Source organism: Thiomicrospira sp. S5, from assembly GCF_003991075.1.
GTDB classification, from domain to species: domain Bacteria; phylum Pseudomonadota; class Gammaproteobacteria; order Thiomicrospirales; family Thiomicrospiraceae; genus Hydrogenovibrio; species Hydrogenovibrio thermophilus.
The window spans coordinates 1,878,255-1,895,949 of the sequence record NZ_CP014470.1 but is presented as its reverse complement, the minus strand read 5'-3'; the positions used below and the strand labels follow the sequence as shown (position 1 = coordinate 1,895,949).

General features: G+C 50.1%; 17 protein-coding genes. 8 read left to right on the top strand and 9 right to left on the bottom strand.

The features are described 5' to 3' along the window. Window positions 1-119: 119 nt before the first annotated feature. From AYJ59_RS08745 to gloB, 3 genes are read right to left on the bottom strand one after another with little or no spacing between them, the layout of a single operon-like run. Window positions 120-2,120 carry a lytic transglycosylase domain-containing protein gene (locus AYJ59_RS08745; RefSeq protein ID WP_127119895.1) on the bottom strand — a complete coding sequence of 667 codons (2,001 nt, stop codon included), beginning with the start codon at window positions 2,118-2,120 and terminating at the stop codon, window positions 120-122. Between the two features lie 5 nt (window positions 2,121-2,125). Continuing rightward, entirely contained in the window at window positions 2,126-3,778 is a 1,653-nt protein-coding gene (locus AYJ59_RS08740) for a LysM peptidoglycan-binding domain-containing protein (protein ID WP_081836786.1), read from the bottom strand. Next, on the bottom strand, window positions 3,771-4,577 hold the full coding sequence (gene gloB / locus AYJ59_RS08735; protein ID WP_127119894.1) for a hydroxyacylglutathione hydrolase: 807 nt from the start codon (window positions 4,575-4,577) through the stop codon (window positions 3,771-3,773). The genes AYJ59_RS08740 and gloB overlap by 8 nt, the downstream gene beginning before the upstream one ends. A gap of 54 nt (window positions 4,578-4,631) precedes the next feature. On the opposite strand from gloB, the gene AYJ59_RS08730 reads away from it, so the two are divergent. Together AYJ59_RS08730 and rnhA are read left to right on the top strand one after the other, a co-directional pair. Next, window positions 4,632-5,417 (top strand): class I SAM-dependent methyltransferase, encoded by a 786-nt coding sequence (locus AYJ59_RS08730; RefSeq protein WP_237260310.1) that lies wholly within the window; start codon window positions 4,632-4,634, stop codon window positions 5,415-5,417. A 7-nt stretch (window positions 5,418-5,424) separates the two neighbouring features. Beyond that, a complete protein-coding gene (rnhA, locus tag AYJ59_RS08725) occupies window positions 5,425-5,868 on the top strand; it encodes a ribonuclease HI (RefSeq protein WP_127119893.1) in 444 nt (147 codons plus the stop codon). A gap of 22 nt (window positions 5,869-5,890) precedes the next feature. On the opposite strand, the gene AYJ59_RS08720 is transcribed toward rnhA, so the two are convergent. Both AYJ59_RS08720 and dnaQ read right to left on the bottom strand, forming a co-directional pair. Next, on the bottom strand, window positions 5,891-6,472 hold the full coding sequence (locus tag AYJ59_RS08720; protein ID WP_127119892.1) for a hypothetical protein: 582 nt from the start codon (window positions 6,470-6,472) through the stop codon (window positions 5,891-5,893). Window positions 6,473-6,574: 102 nt separating this feature from the next. Further along, window positions 6,575-7,270: a DNA polymerase III subunit epsilon gene (dnaQ, locus tag AYJ59_RS08715; RefSeq protein ID WP_127119891.1), complete on the bottom strand. Its 696-nt coding sequence runs from the start codon at window positions 7,268-7,270 to the stop codon at window positions 6,575-6,577. An 89-nt stretch (window positions 7,271-7,359) separates the two neighbouring features. On the opposite strand from dnaQ, the gene AYJ59_RS08710 reads away from it, so the two are divergent. After that, the gene (locus AYJ59_RS08710; protein WP_127119890.1) at window positions 7,360-7,785 is read left to right on the top strand and encodes an FKBP-type peptidyl-prolyl cis-trans isomerase; all 426 of its coding nucleotides are present in this window, start codon (window positions 7,360-7,362) and stop codon (window positions 7,783-7,785) included. Window positions 7,786-7,876: 91 nt separating this feature from the next. Here the strand turns inward: AYJ59_RS08710 and AYJ59_RS08705 are convergent, their stop codons facing one another. Then, window positions 7,877-8,569, bottom strand: a complete 693-nt coding sequence (locus AYJ59_RS08705) for an MBL fold metallo-hydrolase (protein ID WP_029937771.1) — start codon at window positions 8,567-8,569, stop codon at window positions 7,877-7,879. Window positions 8,570-8,979: 410 nt separating this feature from the next. On the opposite strand from AYJ59_RS08705, the gene AYJ59_RS08700 reads away from it, so the two are divergent. Next, complete coding sequence (locus tag AYJ59_RS08700; protein ID WP_127119889.1) at window positions 8,980-9,942, top strand: SLAC1 anion channel family protein; 963 nt, start codon at window positions 8,980-8,982, stop codon at window positions 9,940-9,942. Window positions 9,943-9,961: 19 nt separating this feature from the next. Here the strand turns inward: AYJ59_RS08700 and AYJ59_RS08695 are convergent, their stop codons facing one another. Both AYJ59_RS08695 and AYJ59_RS08690 read right to left on the bottom strand, forming a co-directional pair. Then, entirely contained in the window at window positions 9,962-10,702 is a 741-nt protein-coding gene (locus AYJ59_RS08695) for an endonuclease/exonuclease/phosphatase family protein (RefSeq protein ID WP_127119888.1), read from the bottom strand. A gap of 148 nt (window positions 10,703-10,850) precedes the next feature. After that, on the bottom strand, window positions 10,851-12,323 hold the full coding sequence (locus AYJ59_RS08690; RefSeq protein WP_206197863.1) for an MFS transporter: 1,473 nt from the start codon (window positions 12,321-12,323) through the stop codon (window positions 10,851-10,853). A gap of 290 nt (window positions 12,324-12,613) precedes the next feature. On the opposite strand from AYJ59_RS08690, the gene AYJ59_RS08685 reads away from it, so the two are divergent. Further along, a complete protein-coding gene (locus tag AYJ59_RS08685) occupies window positions 12,614-14,323 on the top strand; it encodes a chloride channel protein (RefSeq protein WP_127119887.1) in 1,710 nt (569 codons plus the stop codon). Window positions 14,324-14,344: 21 nt separating this feature from the next. Here the strand turns inward: AYJ59_RS08685 and cls are convergent, their stop codons facing one another. After that, a complete protein-coding gene (cls, locus tag AYJ59_RS08680) occupies window positions 14,345-15,760 on the bottom strand; it encodes a cardiolipin synthase (protein WP_127119886.1) in 1,416 nt (471 codons plus the stop codon). Window positions 15,761-15,942: 182 nt separating this feature from the next. On the opposite strand from cls, the gene AYJ59_RS08675 reads away from it, so the two are divergent. From AYJ59_RS08675 to AYJ59_RS08665, 3 genes are all read left to right on the top strand, one after another. Then, complete coding sequence (locus AYJ59_RS08675) at window positions 15,943-16,500, top strand: molybdopterin-dependent oxidoreductase (protein ID WP_127119885.1); 558 nt, start codon at window positions 15,943-15,945, stop codon at window positions 16,498-16,500. Window positions 16,501-16,820: 320 nt separating this feature from the next. Next, the gene (locus AYJ59_RS08670) at window positions 16,821-17,360 is read left to right on the top strand and encodes a hypothetical protein (RefSeq protein ID WP_029937778.1); all 540 of its coding nucleotides are present in this window, start codon (window positions 16,821-16,823) and stop codon (window positions 17,358-17,360) included. A gap of 10 nt (window positions 17,361-17,370) precedes the next feature. After that, window positions 17,371-17,637, top strand: coding sequence for a hypothetical protein (locus AYJ59_RS08665; protein WP_029937779.1), 267 nt, complete (start codon window positions 17,371-17,373; stop codon window positions 17,635-17,637). Window positions 17,638-17,695 lie beyond the last annotated feature (58 nt).

Here is a 17,695-nt window from a genome sequence, read left to right as displayed (position 1 = left end):
TTCTTCATGAGTATCCTCCTCTGATTATTTCTTGTTATTAAAAAGAAATAATGTATTTAAAGCCTCAGTTTGTCCCTGAGGCTTTTTTTTATCTCGAATTTCTCATTAACTGTTTGGAATCAAGAATTTGGCGCGTTGCGGCCATCGGTTTGCGACAGGGTTTTGTGGTGTCCGATCGGGTGCATGAAATTTTCCAGACGGTCATATTTCTTATTCAGCATCGATTTGAAGATGGTGGTGTATTCCAGTACTGCTTTGACGTAGGCACGGGTTTCGGAAAACGGAATGGTCTCAATCCATTGGTCGGCGGAAAGCACCTTGTCTTGCGGAATCCATTGGTCGACTCGTGTCGGTCCGGCGTTGTAAGCCGCCGTTGCCAAAACGCGACTGCCGTTGTATTTGTCACTTAAATAACTCAAGTAAGCACTGCCGAGTTCGATATTGGATTCAGGGATGGTGAGGCGGGTGTATTGACGTTTTTTCAGGCCGATTTTTCGCCCGATGTAGCGTGCGGTTTTCGGCATGAGTTGCATCAAGCCGACGGCGCCGACCGGTGAACTGATGGTCGGTGAGAAAGCGCTTTCACGGCGCATGACGCCGTACACCCAGGCCGGGTCGATGGTGTTCTTATTGGCGGCCTGCATCACCGGTTCGCGATAAGGGGTTGGGAAGCGTAACGATAAGTCGTCCCATTTTTTGACCCGGGAAATGGTTTGAATCGCCAAATTGTGCTGATCCCAGTCCGCCATGAAGTTGGCGATGGCTTCGAAGTCGTTTTGGTCGATGTTCTTGAGCAGGTTGTACCATTCGCGCTTCAAGCTGAGTTTCCATTGAATCGCGATCAGCTCCTGCATGACTTCCAGTTGCGGGTATTTTTTCACCATCTTCGCCAGGTCTTTTTTCTGGCTGGGCGTCGGATTGAACTGATAGGGCTGTTGCAATCGGTCGGCGGACAGAAAACCATAGAAGCTGCGCTGTTTGGCCAGGGTTTGGAAAATCGGGCGGGCATCCTCTTGTTGGTTCAATTCCGCCAGGGCGCGGGCTTTCCAATACAGCCAGCGGGATTCGGATTGTTCTTCCGGCGGCAGCAGGGCGTAAAGGTCCAGATAATTGACCCAGTTGGATTCCCGAATCGTGACTTGCAATTCCCATTCCAGCGTGCGCTCGTCTTTACCGGCGCGGTCGATCTGAGCGAGATATTCGCTGGCTTTCGGGTGATATTGATAAGCGAAACGCAGACTGACCCGGCTTTGCAAATGGCTTTCTTCCTGACGGTTCAAACCGTATTGCTCGGCGCGTTGTTTGAGGGTTTTCAGGGCCAGTTCCGGCTCGGAATAGGACAAGCGCTGAATGCCTTGTTTGAAAATCGCCTTGCGAATCACCGGCGAGACGTACGACGGCATATCTCGGGTGACATTTTTCGGGTGGCGGAAGGTGTCAATCCAATAATTCAGTGCTTTGCGCTCTTGTGCCGAGAGGTCGCGGCCGATGTTTTTGGCGGTTTTGAGTTTGCCTTTTTTCATCGCCAATTGCGCTTTTGTCCACACCATGGAACCGGTAATGAGTTTGTGTTTGCGTAAATATTTTTTCACCGGTTTGCAGGTGCCGGGCAGGCTGAGCTCGCTTTGCCATAATGCCTGCATTTGCCGGTCGGTTTTTTCGGTGTGTTGCACCTGCATCTGAGCGCGCAGGTCATAGCATTTCAAGGTGGTGGAGCTGTATTCGCCCGGCTCGTATTGCTTCAAATACAAGGACCACTGATGGGTTTTACCCAGGTAATACAGCCATTTCCGTTTTAAAAAGAACGGCAAGGGGCTGTTGGGGTGAGTGTCGATGAAGCCTTGAATCAGAGCGGGCGGTGTGTCTTTGATGTGGTATTTATAATCCAGATACACCAGATAAGGGTATAGGGGATAATCCTTTAACTCCGCCTGGTATTTGGCGATTAACGGCCGGTCGTTGGCTTTGGTGGCTTCATAAGCGTCGAGAAAGGTGCGTTGGTTTTGGGTCAGTTGAGCGGGGTCGGGCGTCGAGGCCGCCGCCGGCTGCTGTAAGCCGAAGGCAACGAAAAGCAGTAGTGTCAGGATGTGGTGTAAGCGTCGTTGCTTGTTCCCTAGCATAACCTTTAACTCTTAACCCAAACCTTGAGTTTGGTTCCCGGTTGCAGAACGGCCGATTTCTTGATGCCGTTCCAGTTGCACAGCTCTTGCGTGGTGACGCGGTATTTTTGCGCCACGACCCATAGGCTTTCCCCTTCTTTCAGGGTGTAAGATACTTTTCGACCATACTGGTTGGATTGAATCACCAGTTGCTGGCCTTTGTAAATCGGCTTACGGATGCTGATGCCGTTCCATTCGCATAACTTACGCGGTGAAGTGTTGTAATACTTGGCGATGGTCCAGAGGCTTTCGCCGGAGCGAACGGTATGAGTGTGTTTGTTGCCGGTGTATTTTTTGGGTTTATCCGCTGAACGTAATGCGATTTGATGGTTTTGCGGCAGTGGAATCAACAGGGTTTTGCCGGCACGCAGGAAACTGCCTTTCATGTTGTTAAGCTTTTGGATTTCGCGGCTTGAGGTGCGGTAGCGGTAAGCAATGACGCTCAAACTTTCCCCTGAGCGGATTTTATGGCGCACCCAGGTGACTTCGTAGTCGTCAGGACTGGCGGAATATTCCGCCTCGAAAGCATCGGCCACCTCAATCGGCAAAAGTAGCGGGTGTTTGCCTTTTGGCGGGGTGGCCAGGCGAAGGTAGCCGGGGTTCAGCACCTTAAGCATGTCTTGCGGGGTTTGAGTGGCTTGTGCGACCTTCGGCAGGCTGATTTGATCGGAGACCTGCACCTTTTTGAAATAAGGCTCGTTGGGAACCGGCTCCAGGTCGAGCTGGTAGGTTTTTTTGTGGCTTACAAGGTTGGAAATCGCCAGCAACTGTGGCACATAGTGCTGAGTTTCTTTCGGCAGATAAGGACGGATGTTCCAGAAATTCGGGTCGCCGTTCGGATGTTTTTTCAGGAAGCGTCGTTGCGCTTTCAGGACATTGCCGTAGCCACTGTTGTAGGACGCCAGTGCCAACAGCCAGTCATAGTCGTTTTGGGCATACAGGGCTTGCAGGTAGTCCAATGCGGCGAGAGTGCTGCGATAGACATCTTGGCGACCGTCGTACCACCAGTTTTGGTGTAATCCATACATGTGTCCGGTGGCGGGCATGAATTGCCAGAGACCGGCCGCGCTCATGTACGAGCGGGCATAGGGGTAATAACCACTTTCCACGACCGGCAGCAATGCGATTTCATACGGCATTTGGCGCTTTTTGACTTCTTGCAGAATGAAATATAAATAAGGTTTGGCTCGAACCGACACGCGCTTCAGGTAACGCTTTTTATTGATGTAGTAGCTCATGTAGTCCTGATAGTTCTCGCTGTTGGCCGGAGCCAGGAACAAGTGTTCGCTGATCTCTTGCCACAGGTCGTCGTAAACCGGCGCTTCCTGCGAAAACACTAAGGCACGATCCAACTGGTTGGACAGGTTTTGGTTCGATTTCAGAGCCGAAAACCGTTCGGTGGATTCTTGAATCGAGCTTTCGAAAGCATCCGTTTCGCGGTTTTCGGTGAGAATCGGGTCGGTAATCGGCAGCTTCGGTACCGTTTCCTGTGAGGAACGCTGTGCGGTGGTATCGATGTCCTGATAGGGAAGGTGGCTACACCCCGCTAACATCAGGAAGGTGGCGGCGGACGCCAGTTTTATAAAAGGGGTGAACAGTTTATGTCGGGTCTCAATCATTCAATCCGGCCTCAAGGGTTCCAGTTTTATCGAGTTCATCTTTCCAGGCTCTCAGGGTCGCATAAGCCTGTTCGTTGCTGAGTTCGGCTTTTCCGGCACGGTTGGCCAGGGTTTCCTTCAACGGTGATTGGTCAAAGCGCAGAAACGGGTTGGTTTTCTTCTCAATGCCCAGTGAGGCAGGCACACAGGGTTCGCCACGCTGTGTTTTATGCTTGACCTCGACCTGTCGTGCTGCCATATCAAGGTTGTCCGGTTCGGCCAACATGGCGAAGTTGAGGTTGGCGTAAGTGTATTCATGGCCGCAGTATACGTTACAGCTATCCGGCAGTTCACGAATTTTTAAAAGGGATTGTGCCATGACTCCCGGAGCTTGCGTCCAGGTTTTTCCGCAGCCGGCGGTAAACATTGCATCACCGCACAATAAGGCTTTGGGATGGTAAAAGCTGATGTGTTCGTGGGTGTGGCCCGGTGTGGACATCACTTTGAAGGTTTCATCATGCACAATAACCTCGTCGCCGTCCGTGACTGGGTAGGTAACAGGTTTATAGGGCCCATGTGCATTACTGACAATGGGGACGTCTCCGAGTTTTGCTCTCACGGCTGTAATTCCGGCGGTATGATCATAATGATGATGTGTTAGCAAAATACCGACCAGTTCCAGCTGGTTTTGATGAAAATAGTCGATGACTTTTCGGCTTTCACCCGGGTCAACGATCCAGGCGGTCTTGTCTTGCGGATTATCGGAGAGAAGGATCCAAGTGTAATTATCCGAAAGAGTCGGTAAGCCAACGATTTTCATGTCTGACTCGTTAATTGTTATAATGGCGATATTCTAACAAATCCGCCGGTTAAAATGATGACGAATCCTTCATTTCAATCCTTTTTACATCGGTTTTATCAGACGTCCAAAGGACAGTCGTTATTCCGGCAGGAAAAGCCTTTAATTGACCACGCTTTAGCGCATGTTTTTGGCCTGTATTTAGTGCAGTTGGGGCGGGTGTCGTCGGAAAGCTTGCTGGATAACAGCCGTGTCAACTGTAAGGTGTTACTGGACGACAAACCTGTGATGAAAACCGACGGTTTGTATGTTCAGGCGGATATGGACTATTTACCGATTCGAAACGATGCCGTGGATGCATTTGTATTGCCGCATACTTTGGAGTCCGTGACCGACCCTTATCATTTGTTGCGGCAGGTGGATTCGGCGTTGCTGGCGGAAGGGCATGTGCTGATTACCGGCTTTAATCCCTTGGGGTGTCGAACCATGCGTAATCGATTTGGTGAGCATCGGCGTCATTTCAAAGCGGCGAATCTGATTCGCGCTCATCGGGTTGTGGATTGGTTGAGTGTGCTGGGCTACGATATTGAACAGGTCACCTACAGCTCCATCAGTTGTTTGACCCGGCATGATTCGGAACGAGGCACCTGGGGTTGGGTGGAAACGATGGAAAAAACATTGGGGCGAATGGGGTTGGATTTCGGGAATGTGTACTGCATTCTCGCGAAGAAACGCATTGCATCGCCGACGCCGGTTGGCTTGAATTGGCGGCTTTCCAACTGGTTGATTGCCGCGAAAGGCCGTCAGGCGGTGGTTTCGAATCGTGCCAGCCGACATCAACGAATGGATAAGGACTCATAACAACACTATGCAGGAAGTGGAACTTTTTACCGACGGCGGCTGCCGTGGCAACCCCGGCCCCGGTGGCTGGGGCGCGTTATTACGCTTTGGCGAATTTGAAAAAGAATTGAAAGGTTCTGAGCCGGACACCACCAATAATCGCATGGAGCTAACCGCCGCCATTGAGGGGCTGAAAGCGTTGAAACGCCCTTGCAAGGTGACGTTGACCACCGATTCGCAGTACGTCAAAAATGGCGTGACCCAATGGATGGCGAATTGGAAACGTAACAATTGGCGAACCGCCGCTAAAAAGCCCGTTAAGAATCAAGACCTGTGGCAGGCCTTGGACGAAGCGTTGAAACCGCATGATGTCACCTGGGCCTGGGTCAAAGGTCACGCCGGTCATGATGAAAACGAACGTGTCGATGAACTGGCGAACTTAGCCATGGACGAACTGATGGCCGCCAACTAAGGTGACCAAAAGGCATACTGGATTACAGTTGAATGTGGCTGAAATCCGGCTCGAAAAAATCCACCGACTTTAAAATTTTATCTTTTCGGTAAAGTTTTCCGTCTTGACCGGTCTGGTCTGCTAAACAGCGAATCACAAAAAAGTCGTCCACTTGGTCGTAGCGGACGTCAACGTCCAGTGTGTCAGCATAGTGCTGCACGGTTTGCTGCGCTTTTGCTTCCGTGGGGCAGAACTTGGAAAAGTTTGAACGCACCACTTCTTCAAACACCGCTTGGCTGACCGCAAACGGGTCTTGCGGTTGCAGTTTATCCAGAACATAGAGAATGGACATCTGCGAGGCGGCCATCGGTTCTGATAATGCTAGGTGGTGGGTGATGCCCCAAGCAACGAACAGCATATCGCCCAACGCATCCAGTTGTTCGGTTAGGTCATCTTCCTGAAACGCATCGAAAAACTCTTTGGCTTCTTCATCGTAAAAAAACAAATGGTTGATGCCGTGTTGTTGAGAGGCGTCGTTGCCAGCCACCTGGTGCCATTGTGCGGTGGGTTCCAGAAAAATGCTTTTGGTGTGTTCGTCACGGAAAAGTTGTTGTCTCAGTTGCATGGTTGCCTCTTTGTGTGCTTTTTTTAGATATTGGAAGCGCAGGTTGAAAAACGGCCAGGCCTGGCCGTTTTGGGTGTTAAGTAAAAAAGTAAAGACCGGTGGCTACCATTGAATGGTGCGTTCACTCGCTTTGCTGATGGCGGCCAGTTTGCTGGCGTGGGCTTCGAGTTCGGTGTCGGACGCACGAAGCACCTTGAGAGGTGGCCGCTGATGGCTCAGGTTAACTTCTTGATTCTGATTGGCGTTGGGGTCTTCATTCATCAGCATTAAATCCGTCTGTCCGCCGGTCATGGCCAGGTAAACATCGGCCAGGATTTCGGAGTCGAGTAAGGCGCCGTGCAAGGTACGATTGGAATTGTCGATGTCGAAGCGTTTGCAGAGCGCATCCAGGGAATTCCGCTGGCCGGGATAGGCTTTGCGAGCCATTTTCAAAGAGTCGGTAATTTTGCAGTGTGCTTCGATGGTGCCCCATTTGTTATCCGGCAGCATCGATAATTCGTGGTTGATAAACCCCACGTCGAAAGGCGCGTTGTGGATGATGAGTTCGGCTCCGGCGACGAAATTCATAAAGTCGTCCACCACTTGAGCGAATACCGGTTTATCGGTCAAAAATTCGTTGGTAATGCCGTGAACGTCAATGGCGTCTTGTGGGACGTCGCGTTCCGGCTGAATGTATTGATGGTAGTTGTTGTGAGTGAGTTTTCGTTTGACCAGTTCCACGGCCCCGATTTCGATGATTCGGTCGCCGGTTTTCGGGTCGAAGCCCGTGGTTTCCGTATCCAGTAGTATTTGACGCATGGTTAAATTGTTTCTCTTAATCTCTGAGAGTTCTTCGGGTAGAATACGCTAAATGTTTTCTATTTTAATGCAATTTTGAGAGTCTGAGTATGAGAATTAAAAAAGGGAGCGAAGTCACGTTTCATTACGAGTTGCGAAACGAGAAAGGTGATTTGCTCGACAGCACTTTCGGCGGCGAGCCGGTGCATTATGTCCACGGTGAAGGTGAAATCGTCGAAGGGTTGGAAGAGTTTTTGGAAGGTGAAGAACCGGGCTTTGAAGCCAAGGTCGAAATTCCGCCTGAGAAGGGCTATGGTACGACACGTGAAGATTTGATCGTGTACGCATCGCCGGAAAACTTTGATGACCAAGTGGAAATCAAAATCGGTGAAGTGGTGGAAACCGAAGATCCGGAAGGCAATATGATTCAATTCCGCATTGTGGAAGTGGATGAAGACAAAGTGTATCTGGACGGTAATCACCCATTGGCGAATCAAACGTTGGAATACCGTGTAGAGGTGGTGGAAGTCGCTTGATTCAAGTGCCGTCTGAGGCCGGTAAATCCCGGATACAAAAAAGCCCCGAAAACGGGGCTTTTTTTATGGGTGCGTGTTATCCGTAAACGAATCAGTCGTCCAGATTACCGCACTTCAAGTTGCCAGGCACCGCGATGTCGATGCGTTTTGGATTCGGCAGATTCAAGTTGTCCATGATGGTCGAGAAGTCTTCAAAAGACTTGTTGCTGCCGGCACGGACATTGAACGTTTTTTCTTCACCGATGGTGGATTGGCTGAACCCTTTGTAGTCATGCGCCGGGAACACCATGGTGTCTTCCGGTAGCTTGAACAGGATTTCCGTCAATGAGTGATACATGGATTCATTGTCACCCAGTTGGAAATCGGTTCGGCCGCAGTCGCGCACCAACAAGGTATCGCCGGTGAAAACCGCACCGTCGATTTTATAGGTGATGTCGTTATTGGTGTGACCAGGGGTATGAAGTACATGAATTTCCTGATTGCCCAGTTTGAAGACGTCACCGTCCACCGCCAGAATATCCGCACATTCCGAGCCGGAGTTCTTGTGCACCACCAGCTGCCCGCCAATGCGTTTTCTCAAAGGGCCTGCCCCTGTGATGTGGTCGGCGTGGATGTGTGTTTCCAACAGGTATTTAACGTTCAATCCCAATTCTTTGATGTGCTGCTCGTCACGATCAACTTTTTCGAGTACTGAATCGATTACGGCGGCTTCTTTGGTCTCTTCGTCCCAGATCAGGTAAGTGTAGGTCCAAGTGTCGTAATCAAAAAGTTGTCGAATGTTCATGTAAATCTCCTTTGTCTTCGTTTTCGTTCGTGTGTCGAACGTAACGATTCGAGGGTCTGATTATCGCTTTTTTCAACCGGATAAACAAACGCTAATATGTTTTTGGGTCAAAAAAAGTGTAATGATAAAAACAACTTATAATCTTTTATAAAATTAGATTTTAAGTTCCCGATACTCCGTTAAAATCAGCGTTGTTCGCCCGGACGTCCTTATCGAATTGCGGCCATTATGGCATGTGGCCGCCTGATATGCATATAGAAATAATTAATGGTTTTAATAGTATTTTGCAAGCCGATACGGCTGACCGCCGCGTTATTTTGCTATCTTAGGCCGTCATTTTTTATTCATGCTTTATCGACGGATTCGGCGTTATGATAGGGTTTATAGTCCAAATTAATAGGGGTATAAGCATGATTGATAATGAGTTCAGATTACCGTATTTTCCGGCCAGTTTCTTCGGGATGGTGATGGGCGTGACCGGTTTGTCGATTGCACTTTTGGCCGTGAAAACATCGGCGACCTTAATGGCCGGGCAGGCGGTATTGGCGGTCGCCACCCTGTTGTTTGTTGGCTTGTTGGTTTCCTATTTATTGAAAGTGGTACGTTTTCCGGATGCGGTGCAGGCGGAAGTACGCCATCCCGTGAAAATGAATTTTGTCCCCGCCATCAGCATCAGTCTGATTTTGCTGAGCATTGCCTTCTATGCCATCGGTAAAACGCAACTTTCGTTTTGGTTATGGTCCGTGGGCGTCGTGGCGCATCTGATATTGACCTTGTGGGTGCTGTACCACTGGATTCATCATGATTTCTTTAAAATCGAACATTCCAACCCGGCCTGGTTTATCCCGATTGTCGGGAATATTCTGGTGCCGATTGTCGGGGTGCATCATGCGCCGGTTGAAATCAGTTGGTTCTTCTTTTCAATCGGTATTGTATTCTGGCCGGTCATCATGGCGATCTTGTTCAATCGCATCATTTTTCATCCGCCGATTGTCGATAAGCTGATTCCGACCTTGTTTATTTTCATTGCGCCGCCGGCGGTTGGTTTTCTGTCTTATGAAGCTTTGAACGGAGGCGTATTGGACGCTTTTGCACGGATACTGTATTTCTTTGCGTCCTTTATGACATTGTTGATGCTGGTGTCGGCCGGTAAGTTTCTGCAAGTGAAGTTTGCGTTATCCTGCTGGGCTTATACGTTTCCACTGGCGGCCATCAGCATTGCATCCTTCAAGCTGTTTGATCTGACGAATCAAGTGGTGTTTCAATGGTTGGGCATCGCTTTGTTGGCGCTGCTGAGTTTGATGATTTTGGTGTTCGCCTGGAAAACGATTCAAGCGGTTCGCAATCGTCATATCTGTACGCCGGAGCACTGAAAAGTCGTAGGAAGCCTGATTACAGGGCAAAGACCACTTCCAGCGGGTTGTGGTCGGAAATCTCTTCGACATGAAAGGCGCGGGCGGATTGGACGGTGAGGCCACGATAGAAAACATAATCCAATATCTGCCGATTGAGAGTGCGGATGGGGCGGGTGTCGGGGTAAGCCACTTCCGACAGGCCGAGTTGCTGCACGGCTTTTTCCAACATGGCGACCCGGGTTTTATTCCAGGTGTTGAAATCGCCGCTGACAATCATCGGTCCCGATTTTTCGGCAATCAAATGCCACAGTAAATTTAATTCCTGCTGAAACAATCGGTTCGGCACAAAGTTGATGGCGTGAATGTTGATGTGGGTCAGCGTTTCGCCGTTTTGCAAACAGTGTTCGGTCACTAAAGCGGTTTTATGCGTGGCCCAGCCCAGCTCGCGGCTGCGGGTCAGGCACTGGTGCTGCGCCGTCATACCGAATTCGGTGGCGGTCAGCACGCCGAAATGTTTCTGGCGGGTTTCAATATTGGGCGCCATTACAAACGGTAAGTTGAAAAAACGGTTTTGCATCGGGCGGGTGGCGGCTTCTTGAAACGACAGCAAGTGCGGCGGTTCCATGCTCAATAACTGTTCGATGGGACGGTGAATGTAATGCGCGAAGTCGGTTTTGTGAAGGTTCCAGGTCAGGAGCCGGAAGGGGTTCGGCAAGGCCTGGCCGAGCTGTGTCGAGGACAAGTCATGTGAAATGGGGGTCAGCTTGGGTTTGTACATGCGTTGGAAGCCTGCCGGGAAATCGAAGAATCTTGTGTCCGATTATAGAATAGTGACCAGGCCTGGTGAAAACTTTTATAGCCATTGCATGATTTTGCCAGGCCTGGGCGTATTGCGGAATGGTATTGTGTAGGCTGAGTCGATTCGCTTAACCCATTCGGTCGAGATTCACGCCTCGGGTTTCAATGCGGTAATGCCAGGTAACCCAAGCGCCGAGCAAAGACGTTCCGGCCAGAATGTAAAGCAGGGTGGCTGTGCCGATGTCGGCCAGTAGAATCGGGAATAAAAACGCCGTGCTGACCGCGCCGATTTTGGCAAAGGAGGCCGAAAAACCGGCACCAATTCCACGAATGCGGGTCGGAAAGACTTCACCGGCAATCAGATAGGTTTGTGCATTCGGGCCGAGGTTGGTCATGAAATTGAACAGCATGAAACCGACGAATATCAGCAACAGTTTTGAATCGCCCGATAAGCTTTGCGAGAAGGCGACCAGAATTAATCCGATGGCGCAGCCGATGAAACCGATAATCTGCAACTTGATGCGCCCGACGACATCGGTCAGAAAAATGGCAAACAGCATACCGATAATCAAAAGCACATCCAAAAACGCGGCGTGCTTGGCGCTTTGCAGGGTGTTTTCCACCAGATCGGCGATATTACGGTCGTCTCCGACGGTGTTGTGACCGAAGGTGGCGGTGAGGATAATCGGGGTGAAGATGCCGATGCCATAGGTTCCCAAATCCTGTAAGAACCACGGTACCGACGCGAAAATGGTGGCGCGGCGGTGTTTTTTCTTAAACAATTTGGAAAAAGGCGACTTGCTTTTGACGTCTTCCTCAGGTTCCGCAGATGGATGGCGGCTTAAGGTGATGCTGTGCGGGTATTGTGGTGTGCGTTGCAACAGACGCCCGAGTTCATGCTCGGCTTGCGCCATATGGCCTTGTTCCAACAGCCAGTGAGGCGATTCATTGATAAAGAAACGTCCGACGATGACCAGCAGCGCGGGAATGATGGCGACGGCATACATCCAACGCCAAGCTTCGACTTCCGGGTTGAGGTAAAGCACCAAAAAACCGATGATGGTACCGACCAGTGCGCCGACGGCCTGGAATCCAAAGGCACCCAACACCAAGCGACCGCGCGTTCGGCTGGGAATGCTTTCGGAAATCACCAAATGCGCGGTGGGGTAGTCGCAGCCCAATGCCAGCCCGGCGCCGAACAGCGCAATGGCCAGGAAAATAAAGCTGGGGCTGATGGTGAGCGCGGCCAGAAAGAACACGAACAACACCAGTTCGATAATAAACAGTTTCTTACGCCCATATTTATCCGACAAACCGCCCAGTGTGGTGGCGCCGACCAGAATACCAAACAGAATGGCAGCGCCGATGACACCTTTTTCCAGCGCCCCCAAATCGAATTCTTGAACAATTAACGGTAAGGCGACGCCGGTCATGAACACCACCATGCCTTCGAAAAACTTGCCGGCGGTGGCGAGCATCCAAATGCGCCATTGCATTTGTGTCATGGGCGACATACGGACTTGCGTGCCGTCCGCCCAAATCGGCGATTCGTCAATGTAATCTTGCGGTGTGCGCTGTGGCGTTTTGGTTGCGTGTGTCATCGGTATCGTCTTTTAGAGATAAAGGATAGAGTTCATGGTTGGTTTCATAATAGGTGAATTGAAGCCGGACAATATAACGGTTTCCTTACGTTTTTTTGACGTTCTGTGTTTCCGGTTTTGGGGCGTTTATCGGTGGCTGGAATTTAAAACACAGAATTTATGGGGTTTGGTATACTGCGAACAAGGCTAAGTGAAACCTCGTACTCACGATAATCCGCCTTTACGTTGCTCTTTAATGCTCCTTTGAATCGGGCGTTGTCGCTCATAACGAACTCCACAAACCTTTTGGCATGAAACCAGACGAACATTCTCAAAGCCTTCTTACCCTCAGCTTATTGGCGATTTTAATCGGCATTATGGGCGGCATTGCGTCCTGGGGCTTTCGCATGCTGATCGGTCTGATTCACAACTTTCTGTTTCTGGGTGAATTCTCACCGTATTACGACGCGAATGTGCATACTGCGGCCAGCCCGTGGGGTGTGTGGATTATTTTGGCACCGATGTTGGGTGCATTGGTGGTGGCCTGGTTGGTGAAAAATTTCGCGCCGGAAGCCAAAGGTCACGGCGTGCCCGAGGTGATTTACAGCATTCATTATGAAGGCGGCAAAATCCGACCGGTGGTGGCGATTGTCAAATCGCTTGCCTCGTCCATTTCCATCGGGAGCGGTGGTTCCGTCGGGCGGGAAGGGCCGATTATCCAAATCGGGGCGGCGTTTGCCTCGGCCGTCGCACAATGGGTGACGTTGCCGGTGCATCAGCGCGTCACCTTGGTGGCGGCGGGCGCGGCCGCCGGAATTGCCGCCACCTTTAACGCGCCTTTGGGCGGCATCGTCTTTGCCGTGGAATTATTGCTGGTGTCGATCAGTGCCACGACATTACTGCCGGTTGCCTTGGCGGTGGTGGTGGCGACGCACACTGGGCGTTTCTTACTGGGCATGACCCCTGCGTTTGATATTCCGGCGCTGCAAATGCCGACATTCGAGCAGGTGCCGTTTGGCGAGTTGATGATTTTCATTCCGTTCGGTTTGCTGATGGGCGTGGTGTCGGCGTTTTTCGTGCGCGGCATCTATTGGGCGGAAGACCGTTTCGACAGCATGCCGGGCAATTATTACACCCGCCATGTCTCCGGGATGTTTTTCGTCGGGGTGATTTTCTATCTGTTCCAGCATTTCAGCGGCCATTACTATGTGCAAGGTGTAGGGTATGCGACCATTACCGATCTTCTGAACGGCACACTCGGGAACCCTTGGTTTTTGTTATTGCTGTTTGCGGCCAAGATGCTGGCAACGTTTTTGACCTTGGGGTCGGGCGCATCGGGCGGGGTGTTTTCTCCGGCATTCTTTCTCGGCGGCACGCTGGGCGCGGCCATTGGCCAGTTTGCGCAGATGTTGTTCCCGGAACTGTCGATTGAACCGGCAGCGTTTGCGCTGGCAGGCATGGTGGCGATGGTCGGCAGCGCGACCGGCGCGGTGATTACCGCAACGGTGATGACGTTTGAAATGACGCGTGATTACAATGCCATTTTGCCGATTATCCTCAGTGCCGTCACCGCTTATGCCGTGCGCAAACGTTTGTCGCCGGAAAGTATTTATACCTTGAAGTTGATTCGGCGCGGCCAGCCGGTGCCGGAAGGTTTGCAAGCCGCCATCGATGTGGCGCGGCAGGTTCGGGACGTGATGACGCCACAATTTCGGGTGGTGTCCGACGGCGACTCGGTTCAAGCCTCGCCGCAAATCGGATTACAGTTTCAAGGCAATCGTATTCAAGGCGTGATTCCGCCGCAAGTCACTTTGCCGACGGACGCGTCTCCGCAGCCTTATGTTGTCGTCTCGCCGAATGAAGGGCTGGTGGAAGCCATGCACCGTATGAATCTGGCGGAAGTGGATTATGCCTTGGTCAGCGACAATGTCGAACCCGACAGCGTGGAAAGCATCATCGGCATTCTCAGTGCCGATGATATCGCCCGTGCCTCACGGAAGACGGCGGATTTATTGCGCTGACAGGTTTTTCAGCGCGTCACACTAGAGAATCGGCGCGAAAATCCGGGTGAAGTTTTCAAACAGGCGGCGTCCGCGGTTGGCCGACAGTCGATAAGGTTGGCTGTTCTCGATTAATTCCGCAACCCATTGCCAGGTTTGCTCAATCAAGTCTTCCCCATAAACCCAGTTGGCCAGTTCGTGGTTGATGAACAGTGAACGATAATCCAAGTTGGCGGTGCCGAACATCAGCGCTTTTCGGTCCACCAGCACCAGCTTGGCATGCAGCATTTTTCCTTTGTAGAAATGCAGCGTCCCGCCGGCCTCGCAAAGTTCGCGCATATACGAACTGCGGCCGAGGTCGAAAATCAAATGGTCGGATTTCTCCGGCGTCACCAGTGTGACCCGCACACCGCGTTTAATCGCAATCATCAAGGCGTTCATCACCGAGCTGTCCGGAATGAAATAGGGCGAGACGATGAGAATGTCGTCTTCCGCCGCATACAGCCCTTGCAGTAAGGATTCGAACAACGCATCTTTGTGAATGTCCGGCCCGGAAGGGATGGCTTGCACCAATTCGCCTTGCGCCTCGTGCTTCGGCCATTGGTTCGGTAGCGGCAGTTTTTCTTCGGTGGTGTAGAACCAGTCTTCATTGAAAACGATGTGATAGTGCGCCAGCACCGGGCCTTCCATGCGGAACAGCAAATCCTTCCAGCGGTCATTGGCCGGTTTGTCGGCTTCGGTGCCGAGGTAGTCGTTGGACAGATTCATGCCGCCGGTGAACCCGATGTGATGGTCGAACAGATAGATTTTACGGTGGTTTCGCAAGTTGACTTGGCTGTTGAATAGGTTTTTGAACACCGGCTGAAAGAACGCATAGTGGCCGCCGGCATCGGTCAAGGCTTGAAGCGCTTTGGGATTGCGGTAGAGCGCGAAGGAACCGATGGAATCCATCAGCAAGCGTACTTCCACACCTTGCCGGGCCTTTTCGACCAGGGCGTCGAGAATGTGCTGGCCGGTGGCGTCCAGTTCGAGAATGTAGGTTTCGATGTGAATGCATTGTTGCGCGTTTTGCAAAGCATGCATAAAGCGTTCGAAGGTCCGACAGGAATCGTCGAAAAACTCGACCCGATTATGGCGAGTGGTGCTGGCGATTTGGTCGGCAATCAATAAACGGTCGATTTGACGCGCCAGGCGGTTATCGCCGGGCAGAATGGTGTCACTATCGGTGTTGGCCGGAATGATGATGTTCGGTTTGTTGCGCTTGTAAAGGACTTTTCGGGAACCGAAAATCAGATAAAGGAACACGCCGAGGTAGGGCAGCAGCAGTAATGTCAGCAGCCAGACGGTGAGGTTTTGCGGGGAGCGCCGTTGGTAAAGCATGTGTACCACGGCCGACAGCACCAGAAAGATGTAGACAAAATAGAAGAGCACCCAAAACTGTTGTAATTCAATTTGCATAGTCGGACGGCATTCGTTGCGATGTCGGTTAGCATACCGTCTTATCACCCGGATGAAAAGCTTTTCGGCAGTGTTGTAAAATTCGATATGTACTAAGGTATATTTTGATAAACTGTGCTGATGTCGCAAGGTTGGTTTGCGCAGGGGCAAGTGGTTTTACGCCACGCAATAAACGAGGAGAAATGAAAACGATGTTGTTTCAAAAAGGTATGAAAGTGGCGGGTGTCGCCGCGTTATTGATGGGCATGATGGCGATGAACACCGTATCGGCCGCGGATGAAAAAGGCGAGACGAGCACGGTGCTGACCGTGAGCGGTGCGGTGAAAAAACCGTTGACGCTCAGTTTGAAGGATTTGCAGGCCATGAAACAATCCAAACAGGTGAACGATATCGCCATTGTCTGTCAAAGCGGAGCCAATAAAGGGCAAATGGAAAGCCTGACCGGCGTGCCGTTGAAAACGATTTTGTTGGAAGCCGGGTTGAATGTGAGCCATCCGAAAGACTTCCGTAAACTCGCCATTATCGCTAAGGCCACCGACCCTTATTGGGTGACGTATTCCTGGGGCGAAATCTTCAACCGTCAGGATGGCGATGGCGTGATGGTGTATTACGCTCGCGACGGAAAACTGTTGGACGAAAAAGAAGGCCAGTTCGCACTGATGCCCACCGGCGATGCCCGCACCGGCGCACGTCAGGTGAAATGGCTAACTCATATTGAAGTAAGAAAGTTGGAACCTTAAACCCCAACTCTCGAACAGCTAATTAATTAAGCGGTTCGAGAGTGTTTTCCATTTAGAAATTGGTTTTATTTTTTGATTAATTTTTGAATCGGATTCGGTTAGTATAATTCCATAAATAATGGAACGACGGTTTTGACAGGAAAAATAGCCCAATACCCAATAAACAGTCAATTTGACAGGTTTAAACAATAGCCTGGCAAAATAGCTCAAAACTCGTTTCAATACCGAATAACAAGGCAAAAGTGCCTTATACTAAATGTTAGGTGTTTTATTACGCCCAGCGTCTGACATATTTTTTCCATTGGGCGTGGAGAATAAAAATGAAAAAAGCTTTCTTAGCGTCTACCCTTGCCATCTTAATCACTGGTTGCTCTAACTCAGATACTGACATTATTAAAAGTGGTGTCATGGATTTTAATCAAACAACCACACTCGGACAGGTATTTGATAACTGGAATAGTTGTAAAAACAAAAATTGGGCAGAGTTTGAAACAGGAAATGGTGTTCGTGTAGTTGAATTCAAATGCTCTCACGATGTTAGCAACTTTTTTAATGAAGTAAAAAGCCTTCTGCCTAAAGAAGAGCTATCTACCTATAATGAAAAAGGTATTCTAGACATAGCATCAAGTATAGAAGTTTTTCAATTTACTATTAATAAAGATGGTTCCTTTCAAATTGATAATGTCCAGAGCACAACTACTTGGACAGATGGAAAATCAATAAAAGCATCTGAAAAACCAATAGAAAAACTAAAAGTTGCTTATAACAATCAGCTTGCTTATGACTTTAATGAATTAAGTGATTTAGATGCAGCCAAAATCGCATATCTTTTTTTACTAATGAAAGGCCAAGCTAAATAAGGATGAAAACATGCCAAGTCCAAAAGATGTAAATCCAAGCAACTTCAAGGTTAAAAAAGTCCTATTTGATAATGACAGTTTTTCAATTGCCTACGGAATGTGGCAAGGACAAGACTCAGTTATTGCCATGCGTTGGAATGGGGATAATGAAAATGATATGGGTTATCCCAAGACATTCGGTAACCCTATGTGGTTTATTGTTCATGATGACTTAAAAGAGATGATTATCAAAGGATTGGTAGATTTGAATCCAAGCATCTTGCTAGAAAACACCTAACAAAGCACTCAAGCGGACTGCGCTAACGCGCAGCTCGCTTAGTTTTATCGTTAAGCTG